This window comes from Neobacillus sp. K501 (assembly GCF_053749995.1).
Genome location: NZ_JBSLYA010000001.1, coordinates 592,047 through 608,602, shown reverse-complemented (window position 1 = coordinate 608,602; position 16,556 = coordinate 592,047). Strand labels below are relative to the sequence as shown.

Below are 16,556 nucleotides of genomic sequence, written 5' to 3'. Positions count from 1 at the left end.
AATTGTAGAGGCACCTGGTATCATGTCTTTTTCTCCTCTTTTTTATTAAGCTTATAGAATGTTAATGGCTGATCGGAGCCAGTCATTAAATTATATACATAGGAGGAAGTAAGTTTATATCCATCTTCCATTTTTTGAGCGAGATAATTCGTTCTTTCAAAAAGTATGGAACGTATATGATTTAACTGTCGTGATATTTTCTCAGTTAATGCCTCTTGTTGATCTAGGCGATTTAATACACCAACTTGAAACTCTTCTTGATTCGAAAATTTCTCGGATAGCTGCTTTTGGAGTTCCATTTGTGCACTTATTTGTAAAGAAAGTTCGAGATTCGCTGTTTGAAGCTGACTGTTTTTTTCATCAAGTACTTTGAGCCAACGAATCATCTGTTCTTCAAATTCTTTTTGACTTTGAGTATTCAACTTAAGATCGTTTAGCTGACTGTTTAATTCGCTCCATTGGTTGGATTGTATATCTTCCTGTTCGTAAAAACGGTGCTTCATCTCATTAAATGAATGGATTAGTGAAACATTTGCCCTTTGTTGCTCGTCTATATATTCTGAAATATAATCATGTTTCATATAGTCCTGATTGGGTGCATTTATTTTCTCGTTATTCTTAAAAACATCCGGGTGATCTTTTCTGTTGATAAATAATCCCATGTCACCACCTCTTTCTTCTGAATGTACTATTTTATGCGGAAAATCTTAAAAATGGGAAATTTTAATAAAAAAACAGGAAAAATGTGTATCTATGATGAATTTAATTTAGTAAATTATAATGAATAAGTGAAAACCATCATTTCCTGTTCAATAAGTCTCAGGTCTTAGTTAAAAATAATTCCTAGGGGTGTTTACCTAAATTAGGAAAATAGTATGATGATAGAAAGAAGAAAAAGGGGAATTATTAAAATGTGAATAGGGGTAAAAACAATCCCTTCTTTTAGAGAAAACGTAGGGGGAGTATATAATGAGGAAGGTTTACGTACTTCTGACTGATACTGGAACGGTCTTAACAAAAATGATTAAATTATATACAAAAAAGCCTCATAATCACGCATCTATTGCTTTAGATGATCAATTATGGGATGTATATAGTTTTGGAAGGAAGAGGCCTCGAAATCCTTTCATAGCTGGATTTGTACGGGAAAATATCCGGGGTGGTATATTTAGAAATGCAGATTGTGCGATTTACTGCTGTACTCTTACGGAAAGACAATATGAAACGATTCGCCAAAAAATTAAAGAAATTGAAGAGAATAAAGGTGATTATCGCTACAATCTATTAGGTTTATTTGCAGTCATGTTCAATATGGAGTATGACCGAAAAAATGCCTTTTTTTGTTCTCACTTTGTAGCAGCTCTTCTTAATGAATCAGGAATTGAAATTAATAAGGAAAAACCACTGTCGCTTGTAACACCAGATGATATTAAAGAAGCCTCTTCATTAGAATTGGTCTATGAAGGGAAATTAGCTGATTACTTTGGTGAAGCAAGTAGGAGAGAAATTTCAAGTTCCAGTTATTATCATGATTTTAATTCAGATCGAGTAGAGGTTATATAACCAAGTGAAAAAACATATATCTTTTAAAAAGACCTTCATCAACATGAAGGTCTTTTACTTTGATAACGAAAGAGGGAGTTTCATGCCAAGTGAGTTACAGCAACTTGAATTAGCAATACCCATAGAATACATTTGGAGCTTCATAAGGGATGCTGATAATTGGGCACCAATGGTACCGGGGTATATTTCCCACGAGAAAATAAGTAATCAGATCATCACATGGGAATTTAAAAGTGATCTTGGCATTGTGAAAAAAAAAGTTTTTCTCCAAATTGAAATTAAAGAATGGAATGAGCCCCATCGGGTCAGCTTTGAATTAAAGCGAAAGAATGAAAAGTACCTGGGGGAAGGTTATTTTGAAGCAAAGGCGATGAACAAAAATAAGACGTGCGTGACTGCATTTCTTGAAATCAATGCCAGTGGTGCTATGGGTACATTAGCCAATTCGCTATTTAAATCAGCTAAACCCATGTCCTCAGAGGAAATGGAAGAAATAATTTCCTCAAAATTAGAAGAATATAAAGCAGCAAGTACGAATCAGCAAACCAGGTGATCAACTGGTTTGTTTTTTTTATTAAAAATTTAAACAATTTGTTAAACATGAAGCCGAAAGTTGTGATATATTAATAATTAAAATTTTACTAAGTTAAATTAGTAAAGGGAAGGTGAGAGTATGGCAACAGAGTTAAAGGCAAATGACAGCAGTCTTCCACTGCGCCGTGATGTAAAATTATTAGGCCAAATGCTTGGAGAAATTCTTGTAAATCATGGTGGAACTGAACTGTTAGATAAAGTAGAAAAAATTAGGGCAATGAGTAAGTCTTTAAGAACCCAATTTAATAAAGAAATATATTCTGAATTAAAACATGAGATTTCCAATTTAACTACACCAATGCGTAAACAAGTTATTCGAGCTTTTTCTATGTATTTCCATTTAATTAATATTGCAGAACAAAACCATCGAATTCGCAGGAGAAGACAATATCATCTAGATGATGAAAATATTTTTCAGCCAAATTCGATTGAAAGTGCGATCCTGTCTTTAAAAGATAACCATATAAGTGAAGAAATGATTCTCGATGTTCTGGATAATATGTCACTTGAATTGGTCATTACAGCACATCCCACTGAGGCAACGAAACGTTCTATTCTCGAAATACAACAAAGAATTGCGGAAATTTTAAAGGAACTGGATCACCCTTTACTTACTCCAAGAGAGCGAAGGAAACTTAATGAAAGTTTATTTAATGAAGTTACCATCCTTTGGCAGACAGATGAACTTCGCCATTACAAGCCAACCGTGTTAGACGAGGTTCGTAATGGACTCTATTATTTTGATCAAACATTGTTTGATGTTCTTCCTGAAATCCATCAGGAGGTCGAGGATTGTCTGACAAAGAATTATATGAATACTAGTTGGAACGTACCGAATTTCCTGCGTTTCGGTTCATGGATTGGCGGCGATAGGGATGGCAATCCAAACGTAACTCCAGAGGTTACTTGGGAGACCTTACATATGCAGCGGAAGCTAGTCTTGAAGAAATATAAAAATGTTTTAATCGATTTAATGAAACGTTATAGTCATTCTACAACCCGAGTTGGAGTTAGTGAAGAACTGCTGCAAACATTAGTGCAAGAGGAAGAGTTATTTTTACCAGAAGAGAAAAAGTGGCCGATAGAAACTGAAGTTTATCGCAGAAAATTTGCGATCATTATTGAACGAGTTAAGCAGGTCGGAAAATCTGAACGGGGATACAATACTTCTGAGGAATTATTAGAGGATTTATTTATCGTGCAAAGAAGCTTGCAAAGCCATCACCCAGCTGCTCACGAGTTAAAGACGATCCAAAAGCTTATTCGTCAGGTGCAGCTTTTCGGTTTTCATTTAGCGACACTGGATATTCGCAATCATAGTGGGGAGCATGAGGCGGCCATATCAGAAATTCTAAGAAAAGTTAGAATTGCTGAAAATTACTCTGAACTTGATGAGGAGACAAAAATACAAGTTCTCCAGAATATTTTGCTCGATCCACGCCCGCTGTTACTCCTTAACGAGGATTACTCAGTTGAAACTCAGCAGATGATTAATGTTTTTCAGATGATAAAGAATGCACATAAAGAATTCGGGCTTCGTTCCATCTCAGTATATCTCGTCAGTATGACCAAATCTCCAAGTGATTTGCTAGAGGTGCTAGTGTTGGCAAAAGAAGCAGGTATTTATCGTCTTCATGCAGATGGATCAATCGAAAGCCAATTAAATGTGGCTCCATTGTTGGAAACGATCGATGATTTAACGGCAGGCCCTAAAATTATGGAAACCTTATTCCAAATGCCGGTTTACCGTAATCACTTAACACAAATGAATAATCAACAGGAAATAATGCTTGGTTACTCGGATGGAAGTAAGGATGGCGGGACATTAACGGCAAACTGGAAGCTGTACAAAGCTCAGTTAGAAATCCATGAGATGGCCAAAAAATATCAAGTTAGGCTGAAGTTCTTTCATGGCCGCGGCGGATCTTTAGGGCGTGGAGGCGGTCCATTAAACAAAAGCTTGTTATCTCAGCCGGCAGAAACCATCGGGGATGGAGTGAAAATTACCGAGCAAGGTGAAGTGCTATCGTCTCGCTACCTGCTTGAAGATATTGCTTATCGGAGCTTGGAGCAGGCAACTTCGACACTTCTGCAGGCTTCTGCTCGAGTTTCAAAAGAGGCTGAGAAGGGAAGAATCCGAGATGATCAATGGGAAAGGACTATTGAGGAAATCTCTAATACTGCTCTTACGAAATATCAATCTCTAGTTTTTGGGGATCCAGACTTCCTAACCTATTTTAATGAAGCAACGCCATTAAGGGAGCTTGGAGACCTAAACATCGGCTCAAGACCAATGAGCAGAAAAAACCGCGGCCGTTTTGAGGACCTGAGGGCAATCCCATGGGTATTTGCCTGGACCCAAAGCAGGCAATTGCTTCCAGCTTGGTATGCTGCAGGGACAGGATTAGAAAGCTTTGCTTCTAAAGGTAAGGAAAATTTACAGTTATTGCAGCAGATGTATGAGAGATGGCCATTTTTCCAGTCCACGATTGATAATTTGCAAATGGCATTAATGAAAGCTGACATAACAACTGCTAAGGAGTATTTAACATTAGTGGAAGATCATTCCATAGCTGAGAGGATTTTTGCAAATATTCTCGATGAATATGAAAGAACAAAAGAAATACTCCTCAAAATAACAGGCGATAATGAATTGCTTGATCATACACCAAATATTAAAGACTCTGTGTTCCGGCGTAATCCATATGTTGATCCATTAAACTTCTTGCAAGTGGAGTTAATAAAGCAGTTACGAGGTCAGGACGAGCCCAATGAGGAGCTATTAACCGAGGTGCTATTAACAATTAGTGGAATCTCAGCAGGCCTTCGCAATACTGGTTGATTTATTGGAAGCTATAAACCCTTTCACGGGTTTATGGCTTTTTTCATGAACACTTAGTCCTGCTATTTTTTGAACATTTCGTGAATTTTTGAAAAATGAATGAATATTCATTCGTTTTTTTGCAAAATTCGACATTTATCTTCATATCGACCGTGATATATTTTAGCCAGAATTACATAATGCAAAGAAATTAGAGCTAAAAATCTATCATGAAAAGTTCATTTGATTTGGAGGGGTATGAAAATGGCAGTTGAAGAAAAGGTAGTTCAGGAGAAACAGAATGTAGCAGCAATGATTGATATTCTAGGAAGACATGCGGATAAGGCGTTACGTGAATTCCGTGGTTTCACTCAAGAAATGGTTGATAAAATCGTCAAGCAAATCGCGCTAACAGCACTTAATAATCACAAACATCTTGCAAAGCTTGCCGTAGAAGAAACACGAAGAGGTGTGTATGAAGATAAAATATTTAAAAATATGTTTGCAACAGAGTTCATCTACAACAATATCAGAGATTTAAAAACGGTTGGTGTCATCAATGTAAATGAGAATGAAGGTATGGTAGAAATTGCTGAGCCGGTTGGGGTTATTGCAGGTGTAATCCCCATTACCAATCCTACTTCCACCGTCATTTTCAAAACGCTGATATCGATAAAAACTAGAAACCCAATTATTTTTGCATTTCCGAAATATGCGCAAAAATGCTGCACGGAGACAGCGAAGCTTCTTAAAGAGGCAGCAGTCCGTGCAGGAGCGCCTGAGCATAGTATTCAATGGATTGAATCACCCTCACATGAAGCATTCCAAGTGTTAATGAAGCATCCGAAGGTGTCGCTTATCCTCGCTACCGGAGGACCAAATTTGGTGAAAGCTGCCTATAGCTCTGGAAAACCAGCACTAGGTGTGGGGGCTGGGAATGTACCTTGTTATATTGAGAAAACAGCCAATATTAAGCGTGCTGTCAATGACATCATTTTATCGAAAACATTTGATAACGGCATGATATGTGCATCCGAACAGGCATTGATTATCGACCAGGAAATTTATGACGAAGTGAAACTGGAAATGATTGCTCATAACTGTTATTTCCTTAATAGTCAGGAAAGACATATGCTCGAAAAGGTTGTCATTGACGAAAAGTCTGCGGGACTTAATCCAATGATAGTTGGATTACCTGCGTTTAGCATCGCAAAAATGGCTGGAATTAGCGTACCCGTAAATACCAAAATATTAATTGCTGAAATAGACGGTGTCGGTCCTGCGTATCCTCTCTCTTGTGAAAAGTTAAGCCCTATCCTTGCCTGCTACAAGGTTAATAGTTTCGCAGCAGGTCTGCTTAAAGCTGAAGAAACTCTTGAATATGGCGGGCTTGGACATTCGGCAGCGATTCATACAAGTGATCAAAATTTAATCGATACCTTTGCATTAAGAATGAAGGCAGGAAGAATCATGGCCAATACGCCATCTACTCATGGAGCAATTGGTGATATTTATAATACCTCATTACCATCGTTAACAATTGGATGTGGAACATATGGAGGGAACTCTGTGTCACAAAATGTGGGAGCAGAAAATTTAATTAATATTAAAAAGGTTGCCAAAAGAAGAACGATGACTCAATGGTTTAAAGTTCCATCACAAATTTTCTTTGAGCCAAACTCCATTGGAGTTCTAGCTTCAGTTCCGGGAATCTCAAAAGCATTCATCATTACAAGTTCAAGCCAAGTGAAAAATGGTTCGGTCGACCGGGTCCTTTATCAGTTGAAAAAAAATCCTGGAAACATCCAAGTCGAGGTTTTATATGATGTTGAGTCAGAACCATGTATAGAAACAGTTAAAAACGGTGCCGAAAGAATGGGAAAATTTCAACCGGATTGTCTTATTGCCCTTGGCGGAGGCTCCGTAATGGACGCAGCAAAAGCAATGTGGCTGTTTTATGAGCATCCTGATGCAGACTTTCATCAGTTAAGGCAGAAGTTCTTTGATCCGAGTAAAAGGGTAGTTAAGTTCCCACTCCTTCGAGGAAAAGCAAGGTTTATTGCCATTCCGACAACCTCTGGAACGGGATCTGAGGTAACTGCTTTTTCGGTTATCTCTGATAAACAGGCAAATATCAAATATCCACTAGCAGATTTTCAGCTTACACCAGATATAGCGATTGTTGATCCGCAATTTGTCATGACTGTGCCAAAGCATGTTACAGCAGACACTGGAATGGACGTGTTGACACATGCAATCGAGGCTTATGTATCCGTGCTCGCTAATGACTTTACTGATGGACTAGCATTAAAAGCTATCCAATTAGTATTTGAATATTTGCCACGTGCCTACCAGGATGGAATGGACGAACGTGCCCGTGAAAAAATGCATAATGCCTCCACAATTGCAGGTATGGCCTTTGGAAATTCATTCTTGGGAATTAATCATAGTCTTGCGCATGCCCTTGGTGCCGAATTCAATATCCCACATGGACGGGCGAATGCCATTATGCTACCGCATGTTATTCGCTATAATGCAGCAAAACCGAATAAATTCATGACCTATCCAAAATATGAACACTTTATTGCCGACCAGCGCTATGCGGAGATTTCAAGAATGCTGGGACTTCCAGCCAGCACAACAGAGGAGGGTGTAGATAGTTTAGTTCAAGCGATCATTAATTTGGCCAAAGAGTTAGAATTGCCAATGAGCATTGAAGAAGCGGGGATAAACAAAAGCAAGTTTGAAAGTAAAATTAATATTTTGGCAGAAAATGCCTTTGATGACCAGGATACAATCGCCAATCCGAAACAGCCACTAGTAACGGAGCTGGTTGAATTATACCGCCAAGCCTATGAAGGGAAATAGATGAATACCAGCCTCAAAAACACTAGGTAAATAATAGAAAACCTATATTAAAGTAGTTTGTAGATTGTAAATCATATGAGCTAATTCCGAATATTGTGTGAACAAGGATGAATGTTTCGACAAAAAACCTCTGTATTCTTCCCTTCTGATTCGTTTTTTTAAATGATTTGAATGTAGAAAAATCGTCATGGAATGAAAAATGCGTAATCTTGTCGATTTGGATACGTTTACAAAAATCGATTTAAAAACAATAATTTAAGTGGTTATAACTTCTTCCAACTTAAGAAGGTGAATTCGAAAGTGAATCATTTCAATAAATTGGGAGGGAAGAAAGAGGAGGAGACGTTAATGGTATATATGCAAAAGCCGTGGTTGAAATTTTATGACCCGAGGATCAGTAAGGAAGTGACCGTCGATTATCATTCATTATTTGACCTTCTGCAGCAAGCAGCAAATATTCATGGTGATAAACCAGCTCTTACCTTTTTTGGAAGGTCGTGGAGCTATAAAGAAACAAGAATGATTTCCGAAATGCTTGCTGCCTCATTATATCGAATTGGCTTTAATAAGGGTGATCGGCTAGCCATTATGCTTCCTAATTGTCCTCATTATATTTTTAGCTTATTTGCTGGATTTCGATTGGGTGGTATCGCAGTTCAGGTTAATCCAATGTATGTAGAGAGAGAAATAGAATACGTCCTTAATGATTCCGAAGCAGAATACATGATAGTCTTTGAAAATCTATATCGGAGAGTGAAACAGGTTCAGCCAATAACCTCTTTAAAAAAGATTATTGTAGTAGGTTTTGGTGGAGAAAGGACAGAACTAGCCGATGGCGATCTATACTTTGAAGATTTTTTAACTCATGATAACCTCATTCCTGAAGTTCCTATTAATATTAACGATGATGTAGCCATATTACAATATACAGGTGGAACAACAGGTGTTTCCAAAGGAGTAATGCTTACGCATCGCAATCTGCTCGCAAATATCATTCAGGTTTGTGATTTTACCTATAATGCAGTTGATGAAAAACCGGAAAACTTTAAAATTATCAGTGTGCTGCCAATGTTTCATGTTTATGGACTTTCATGCAATGCCCTTTCAGCGATTAGAATCGGTTGCAATCAACTAATTCTACCACGTTTTGATGTGAATGAATTGATAGAACTGGTCAACAGGGAAAAGCCATTTCAACTTACAGCTGTGCCGACGATGATTTTTGCTTTAAACGGCCATCCACATCTAGAAAAGAGTGCCATAGGAGAAATCTTTTATTTAAGCAGTGGCGGAGCCCCGCTGCCCGTTGAGCAAATTAAGTCATTTGAAAAAAAAGTAGGAGCAAGGCTCTCAGACGGCTATGGGCTATCCGAAACGGCGCCTTCAGCCATTTCCACTCCACCATTCCTGCCGCGAAAATTAGGTAGTGTCGGAATTCCGCTTCCTGGTACAGAGGCGAGAATAGTAAAAGAGACGGAGCATGGATTTGAAAATGTTCCTGTAGGTGAAGCAGGGGAGCTAATACTTCGTGGGCCACAGGTCATGAAAGGTTACTGGAAGCGACCAGGTGATACGGAAATGGTCATAAAGGATGGCTGGCTCTTTACAGGTGATATTGCCAAAATGGACGAGGATGGATATTTTTATATTTTAGACCGTAAAAAAGATATGATTATTGCGAGCGGCTACAATGTATATCCTCGTGAAATTGAAGAGGTTTTATATCAGCACGAGGCTGTTGAGGAAGCCATTGTTATCGGGGTTCCTGACTCTTATCGAGGAGAAACCGTCAAGGCGTTTGTTAAATTAAAAATGGGTGCATCCATTAAACCAGAAGAATTAATTGGATTTACCAAAGAATTCCTTGCACCATATAAAGTGCCAAAAGAGATCGAATTTCTTCAAGATCTCCCAAAATCATCCGTTGGCAAACTTTTAAGAAGAATGGTGCGCCAAGAAGAAGAGAAAAAACTTAAGATTTAGATTCAAGTAAATATGTTAGCGGGAAAGACCCCCATCTTTCCCGCCAATATTAAATTAAGCAGCAGCCTTATGCCGGTTTAAGAACTTACGTAGCAGAAAATTAAACCGGTCTGTTGCTTCTAGCTTTGTTAAATGCCCTGTATTTCTCAAAATAATAAATTGAGAATGAGGTATCCGCTTATGCATACAAAGTTGAATCCAAACTGGTAAAATAGAGTCATATTGTCCGCCAATAATAAGTGTTGGAACACTGATTTTAGGCAGTAATGTAATATTATTTACTTGAAGACAGGCTTTAAGTGATTTTAGAAAAATGTCGGGCTTTGGTTGGAAATAGGAGCTGAAAATTTCAATGTTTTTTTTATTCCAGGAATATAGAGCTAAATGAGCTGCGGTTTCTTTTTGCTTGCCTTCTTTCAGCAAGGATTCGAACTTCGATTTTCTGCTTTTAAATAACAATTTTCTAAGTCTCTTAGGGAAAAAGTGGAATGTACTAACCAAAATGAGAGATCTGCAGAGGTTGGGGGCTTGACGATAAACTTCTTGAGCGACTGCTCCACCCATCGATAAGCCTAAAATGTGAGCGTTTTCAATTTTTAATTCATTCAATAGACCAATAACATCAGCAGCGAAAGTGGGAATAGATATTCCATTTGTTTTGGTGCATTCACCGTGCCCACGCAAATCAGGAATGATTAACTCATACTGATCAGCTAGCTCATATTGACTATGCCAGCCTTCTTTCACTTCACCTAAACCATGGATGAGAACTAATGGTTCCCCACTGCCAAAATGTAAATAAGGAACCCCTGACCTACTAATTTTTACTATTACCATTTGACACCACCTTCATTGGAATTAATAAATTTATTTCCAAGTTATGAATATAATAAACGTGATGTTAGAATCTATAATAACATGTATTTGTCAACTTGACAAAATATTACTTATAGGTGTAAAATACATCTAGGTGAGGTGATATAAAAATGGTAAATCAAGACAATCAATCTGTCAACCCTTCAAAAAATTTTGTTCTGCCATTTGTTTTATTGCTTCTTAGCAGGGTGTCTCTCCATGGTTATGAATTAAGTCAGAAGTTGCAAGCATTTGGTTTTAAAACGATTGATCAGGGAAATCTGTACAGACTGTTGAGGCAACTAGAGAAAGACGAACTTGTTTCATCAGAATGGGATACAAATGGAACTGGTCCAGCAAAAAGAAGATACTCGATTACAAAAGCAGGTATTACATACTTAAATGGTTATGCGCATCAGCTTGAAACCTATCAATCGATGTTGGATCAATTTTTCAAAATGTATTCTAGTTTCCTAGAGCTCTATATTCCTTCTTTTCAAAAGAGGGATTCGATAGAGAAAGTATCTAGTAAAAAAAGGAGGAAGGACAATGGCACAGAAGAAGAGTGAAGCGGTTCAAGCTACAGTAGATAATATCATTCCAGTCGAAGAACCTAAAACTGAAAATGTATTTGTTGACACACTTTGGAATCAGTATGAGCATTCACTTGAACGAGCAAGACAATTGCGGGAAACTCGTGAGGACGCTTATATCAATGCATTAAAGGAAGTCATCAAGTTTAATAAGCAGTATAGAAAATCACTCGCCAACCTCTATGATCAAGCAAAAAAGACGAATAAAGAAGTGGTATCTGAACTTGTGCAAGAATTGAATGCCCGCAAGGAAGATATGTTGAAAGAAGAAGCAAAAGTTGAAGCGGAAATATTGACTGAACGGGAAGAGCTTAAAGCCCAGTTAAAAGAAGTGACTAAACAATTGGAAAACCTAGCTTTTACTCCGGTTAAATCTGTATTCCAAATCATCGACCAATTAGAAGATAACTTTGAAAAGAATACAGAGGCCAACATTGCTTATGCCCGTGAACGTAGAAATGCATGGCAGCAAGTAACGAATGAATATGTAAAGATGGCTAGAAAAGCTCATAATGAAATTGTTAATCGAACCACAAATAGCATGAAAGAGCTTGTTAAATCCTAGTTGCAGTTTTAATAGCATTTTTTAGCAGATCAAATTCCAATGGTCTGCTTTTTTATGTTAATTATTTAACAAATTGTAAAAAAATGGTCAAATAGGAATTTTGCAACAAAAACTTAATATTTTTATTACTAAATTGATATGTTTTAGTGTTACACTCTAGTTGCTATTAAAAGGATATGTAAACTAGGAAAGCAGGGAGTATATTTGAAAAAAAGGATTACGGCAATAAGTGCATTCATGATGCTCGGAATCGGAAGTCCAACAGTTACCCCCCTTGTTCATGCAGAGGAAAATGAAAGTTTAGATAACCAGCGTAGTAAAATCCAAATGGAGATCTTAGATGCAAATGTAGAACTTATGCAAGTGAAAAATGAGCTGGAAAGATTAAATGAACAAATAATCCGTGTAGAGCAGGCAATCCTAGATAATAACAAAATGATTGTGGAGACTGAAGAGAAAATAAAAGTTTCCCAAAAAGAAATAGAAGATCTTGAACAAGAAATTTCTATTTTAGAAGAGAAAGTTTTTAAGCGGAATGAAGTATTAAAAAAACGAGTTATTTCCTTTCAGGAATCTGGTGGGAAAGTTAGTTATCTTGACGCTTTGTTAGGGTCGGTAAGCTTTGCTGATTTTATTGACCGAATGGGTGCCGTCGCAACCATGGTGGAGGCAGACCAAAACCTGATAAAGATTCACGAAGAGGATATTCTGAACATTGAAAAAAAACACACAGAAGTAAAAACGAAATTGCTTGAGCAAAAAGAGATGATGACAGAGTTAGAGGGTATGAGTACGCAAATTTTAGAGCAAAAACAGCAAAATGAACAGCTAAAGGAAGAATTAAAAAATAGAGAACAAGAGACGCTATCTGAACAGGAGAATTTACAACAACAAGATCGTGAACTTGCTGTGAGCTTAGGTTTCGATGTGTCAGACTTGTTGAATGATCCACAACTATTTCGTAATGAAACCGTCCAAAAGGTAGTAACCGCAGGTTTTCGATATATTGGCAGTTCAGTCTATGTTTTCGGCGGTGGTCGATCAGAAGAAGATGTTGCAAATGGCAGATTTGATTGCTCGGGATTTGTTCATTGGGCTTTTTCTCAAGCTGATATACAAATTGGTGCCAGTACAGAAACATTAAAAAATGAAGGAACACCGGTAAAAGTGACTGAGATGCTCCCTGGTGACCTTGTCTTTTTTGATACTTATAAGAAAGATGGTCATGTTGGTATTTACCTAGGCAATGGCAAATTTATCGGCTCCCAAAGTTCAACAGGTATAGCGATTGCAGATATGACAAATGGTTATTGGCTGGAAACTTTTAATGGTCGGGTTAACCGAATAATAGCTGATAGTGAAAGCGAGGCTAATTAACCTCGCTTTTATCGTTTGATAAGGACCTTAATATTTTCTTTCTGTTTTTCATTTAAGTTATAGTAAAATATATTTGCTAATGAATATGGAAATTCAGTACAATAATTTAAGTCATCATTGTCCCTTATCATTGTAAAAGAAAAAGTTAGGAGAAGTTTACAAAATGGATTTTCTTTTGATTATTAAAGCAATTATTTTAGGATTAGTAGAAGGTCTAACAGAATTTGCCCCTGTATCATCTACAGGACATATGATCATTGTGGATGATATGTGGCTCAAATCGGAAGAATTTTTAGGTAAGTATAGTGCAAATACCTTTAAAGTTGTTATTCAGCTTGGTTCGATTTTAGCAGTGGTGGTAACTTTCTATCAAAGATTCATTGACCTATTAGGATTAGGTCGAATAATGAACAAGGTGTCGACTCAGGGCGGCAGCCGCTTAAAACTTACTCATGTCATTGTTGGTTTAATTCCTGCTGGGGTCTTAGGAGTTCTTTTTGAGGATTACATCGATGAGTACTTATTTTCAACTGAGACTGTATTAATTGGGTTAGTTATTGGCGCAGTATTCATGATTATCGCCGATCGTTTTGGGCCGAAGCAGCCTAATATCGAAACGGTTGACCAAATTACATATAAACAGGCATTAACAATTGGGCTTATTCAATGTTTCTCGTTATGGCCTGGATTTTCACGTTCCGGCTCAACAATCTCAGGTGGCGTTTTACTCGGCCTGAGTCACAGGGCGGCAGCTGACTTTACATTTATTATGGCTGTTCCGATTATGGCAGGTGCTAGCTTCTTGTCTTTGTTGAAGAATTGGGAGTACATAACTGCTGAAGCATTGCCGTTTTATATCGCTGGATTTATTAGTGCTTTTGTTTTTGCCTTAATCTCAATCCGCTTTTTCTTAAGACTAATAAATAAAATCAAACTTGTTCCATTTGCAATTTATAGAATTGTACTAGCTTTCATCATTTTTCTTGTTTATTTATAATTAGTAAGTTCTTCATAGGCAGCGCCAATAAGGCGACTGCCTATTTTTTATTTCATGGTTATAAGCCCATTAGAATAGGCTTAGTCTTTTTTCCAAAATTGGGTAATTTGGATATGTGTCTATCGCACATTTTTATCAGGATGAATAGGATATATGGAATTAAGAAAAGGAGGTAATGTTTATGTCTGGTTCACATGGCGGTTACGGCGGCGGCTTTGCTTTACTAGTTGTATTGTTCATTTTGTTAATTATTATCGGTGCTTCTTGGTGTGGAGGATACTATTAATATAATGAGGAGGTCATAAATATGCCATTTGGTTATGGATATGGTGGTTGTGGCTACGGCTATGGCGGTTGTGGTTATGGCGGCGGCTTTGCATTAATCGTTGTTCTTTTCATCCTATTAATCATTGTCGGAGCAGCTTGTTTTAGATATTAATTGATAAGAAAGAGACCCTCTTGATCAGTCAAGAGGGTCTTGTGTGTTCTTCTTTATCGGTTTTAAGCCAATACCAACTCTTCCGTAACTGCCTCAGCTTTTCCCCAGACAATTTCTTCAACCTCAAAGCCTTCAAGTGTTTCTTTCTTTAATAATGCGTCGACCAATTGCTGGTACTGTGTTGGGTGGTTTTTAATGAGGTTATCAGCTTTTGCTAATCCCTTATCAAATAATTCTCGCATTTTTGTTTCTTTTTCTTGTTTGTTAAAAGTAAGAGTAAAACCATCGTGGAGTATACCGTTTTCTACCATTTGTTCGATCATCTGTTTTGCCTGTTGGACGTCTCCGCTGACACCAATACTATGTTCACCAAGCAATATTCTTTCTGCAACACCGCCGGCCAATATCATTGCCACTCGGTCAAGGAGGTCACTTGCTGTCGACAATTCCAGTTCTTTCGGAATAGGTGCCACATAACCAAGTGCTTCACCACGAGGGATGATCGTGGCTTTTCGCACTGAACCTGGCTTCGTTAGTGAAGCAACCATCGCATGACCAGCTTCATGTATGGCAACTCGATGTTTTGTTTCTTTATCTTGTAACGCACGTGAAGTACTTCCTAAAATGGTACGGTCAAGGGCATAATCAATATCAATCTTTGTAATGACATCCTGCCCGTGTCGAACTGCGTGTCTACTGGCAGTATCAAATAGTGATTTCAGTTCAGCACCTGAAAAACCGGATGTACTTTCCGCTAATTGGTTTAAAGAGTCAAGAACGTCAGTGGTTAAGGATTTTCCATTAGTGTGAATATCAATGATTTCCCTTCTGCCTTTTTTATCTGGTAGCGGTACATGAAATGAGAAATCAATCCTTCCTGGACGAAGGAATGCTTCATCAAGCATATCCTTACGATTCGTGGCGGCAATAAATAATATTCCATCGTTGGCATGACCGCCATCCAATTGAACGAGCAACTCGGTTAATGTCTTTTCTCCTTCTTCCCCGCCATGGGCTTTCCTTCTTCCGGCAAGCGCATCTACTTCGTCAATAAATATTACTGCCGGACTTTGTTTCCTAGCTGATTGAAATAAAGAGCGGACTCGGCTTGCACCAACGCCTACAAATAATTCATTAAAGGCAGAACCGCTCGATGAAAAAAATGAAGCATTTAGTTCACGGGCAATTGCTTGTGCTAATAAGGTTTTTCCTGTTCCTGGCGGGCCGTATAACAGGATTCCTTTTGGTGGATTAATACCCAATTTAATCGCCCTTTCTGGCTCCTTTAACGTCGTAAGTGTTTGTAAAATTTCTTCCTTCATTTCTTCAGCAAGTCCGCCAATATCATCTAGACTAATGGTAGGGAGTGGACGCGCCTGTGAAACACTGTTTTTCATTGATTTCGTTAGACCTAAGCCGCCTTTTGATTTTTGAATGGCAAAAGCTGTTCCAGCTAGAGCAAGGACCACAACGGCCATCATCCATTTTCCATAGGGGCTGCTGTTTGAATAGGAATAATGGATCTTATATGTCTCAACAAGTTTCTCGATCATTTGACTGTTTGGCGGAACATTGGATACATATTCCTCACTTCCAGCTTTAAGTTGAATACTCCCATTTGAATGCTCTGTAAGTGATACTGCTTTTCCCTGTTGGTTTTGTATGATTTGCTCTACAGATGAAAAGGGTATCTCCATTTTTTTATTTGCAGTTTGGGTAAACCACACAATTCCTGCAATAATAAATATGAACGCTGTGATGAGCGGAATTATCTTTGAAACTAATTTTTTACTTTGATTCAAGTACTGTCATCTCCTTAAACAGAGTCTCACTCTATTATAAAAGGAATTATGCAAAAGAGGATGTGGGAATGGATGGGATTTTCCAAAAGAAAACCCTTC

14 protein-coding genes are annotated in these 16,556 nt (G+C 37.8%); 11 read left to right on the top strand and 3 right to left on the bottom strand.

Annotated elements, in window-relative coordinates:
* Positions 1–20: 20 nt before the first annotated feature.
* A complete protein-coding gene (locus ACWM35_RS02975) occupies positions 21–662 on the bottom strand; it encodes a hypothetical protein (protein WP_454815327.1) in 642 nt (213 codons plus the stop codon).
* A 307-nt stretch (positions 663–969) separates the two neighbouring features.
* Here ACWM35_RS02975 and ACWM35_RS02970 point away from each other — a divergent pair, with 307 nt between their 5' ends.
* From ACWM35_RS02970 to ACWM35_RS02950, 5 genes are all read left to right on the top strand, one after another.
* The gene (locus ACWM35_RS02970; protein ID WP_454815325.1) at positions 970–1,563 is read left to right on the top strand and encodes a hypothetical protein; all 594 of its coding nucleotides are present in this window, start codon (positions 970–972) and stop codon (positions 1,561–1,563) included.
* Positions 1,564–1,645: 82 nt separating this feature from the next.
* Positions 1,646–2,116 (top strand): CoxG family protein, encoded by a 471-nt coding sequence (locus ACWM35_RS02965; protein WP_454815323.1) that lies wholly within the window; start codon positions 1,646–1,648, stop codon positions 2,114–2,116.
* 120 nt (positions 2,117–2,236) lie between these two features.
* Positions 2,237–4,999, top strand: coding sequence for a phosphoenolpyruvate carboxylase (gene ppc, locus ACWM35_RS02960; protein ID WP_454815321.1), 2,763 nt, complete (start codon positions 2,237–2,239; stop codon positions 4,997–4,999).
* A gap of 243 nt (positions 5,000–5,242) precedes the next feature.
* Positions 5,243–7,846, top strand: coding sequence for a bifunctional acetaldehyde-CoA/alcohol dehydrogenase (adhE, locus tag ACWM35_RS02955; RefSeq protein WP_454815319.1), 2,604 nt, complete (start codon positions 5,243–5,245; stop codon positions 7,844–7,846).
* A 348-nt stretch (positions 7,847–8,194) separates the two neighbouring features.
* Positions 8,195–9,829, top strand: coding sequence for a long-chain-fatty-acid--CoA ligase (locus ACWM35_RS02950; protein WP_454815317.1), 1,635 nt, complete (start codon positions 8,195–8,197; stop codon positions 9,827–9,829).
* A 54-nt stretch (positions 9,830–9,883) separates the two neighbouring features.
* On the opposite strand, the gene ACWM35_RS02945 is transcribed toward ACWM35_RS02950, so the two are convergent.
* Positions 9,884–10,666, bottom strand: a complete 783-nt coding sequence (locus ACWM35_RS02945; RefSeq protein ID WP_454815315.1) for an alpha/beta fold hydrolase — start codon at positions 10,664–10,666, stop codon at positions 9,884–9,886.
* Between the two features lie 149 nt (positions 10,667–10,815).
* Here ACWM35_RS02945 and phaQ point away from each other — a divergent pair, with 149 nt between their 5' ends.
* From phaQ to ACWM35_RS02915, 6 genes are all read left to right on the top strand, one after another.
* On the top strand, positions 10,816–11,253 hold the full coding sequence (phaQ, locus tag ACWM35_RS02940; protein WP_454815313.1) for a poly-beta-hydroxybutyrate-responsive repressor: 438 nt from the start codon (positions 10,816–10,818) through the stop codon (positions 11,251–11,253).
* Positions 11,234–11,842: a hypothetical protein gene (locus tag ACWM35_RS02935; RefSeq protein ID WP_454815311.1), complete on the top strand. Its 609-nt coding sequence runs from the start codon at positions 11,234–11,236 to the stop codon at positions 11,840–11,842. Before phaQ ends, ACWM35_RS02935 begins: the two co-directional genes overlap by 20 nt.
* A gap of 204 nt (positions 11,843–12,046) precedes the next feature.
* A complete protein-coding gene (locus tag ACWM35_RS02930) occupies positions 12,047–13,219 on the top strand; it encodes a coiled-coil domain-containing protein (protein ID WP_454815309.1) in 1,173 nt (390 codons plus the stop codon).
* Positions 13,220–13,382: 163 nt separating this feature from the next.
* Complete coding sequence (locus ACWM35_RS02925; RefSeq protein WP_454815307.1) at positions 13,383–14,216, top strand: undecaprenyl-diphosphate phosphatase; 834 nt, start codon at positions 13,383–13,385, stop codon at positions 14,214–14,216.
* A 181-nt stretch (positions 14,217–14,397) separates the two neighbouring features.
* The gene (locus ACWM35_RS02920; protein WP_454815305.1) at positions 14,398–14,502 is read left to right on the top strand and encodes a YjcZ family sporulation protein; all 105 of its coding nucleotides are present in this window, start codon (positions 14,398–14,400) and stop codon (positions 14,500–14,502) included.
* 21 nt (positions 14,503–14,523) lie between these two features.
* Positions 14,524–14,655, top strand: coding sequence for a YjcZ family sporulation protein (locus ACWM35_RS02915; RefSeq protein WP_454815304.1), 132 nt, complete (start codon positions 14,524–14,526; stop codon positions 14,653–14,655).
* 62 nt (positions 14,656–14,717) lie between these two features.
* Here ACWM35_RS02915 and ACWM35_RS02910 read toward each other — a convergent pair whose 3' ends face one another.
* Positions 14,718–16,457, bottom strand: a complete 1,740-nt coding sequence (locus ACWM35_RS02910) for an AAA family ATPase (RefSeq protein WP_454815302.1) — start codon at positions 16,455–16,457, stop codon at positions 14,718–14,720.
* Positions 16,458–16,556 lie beyond the last annotated feature (99 nt).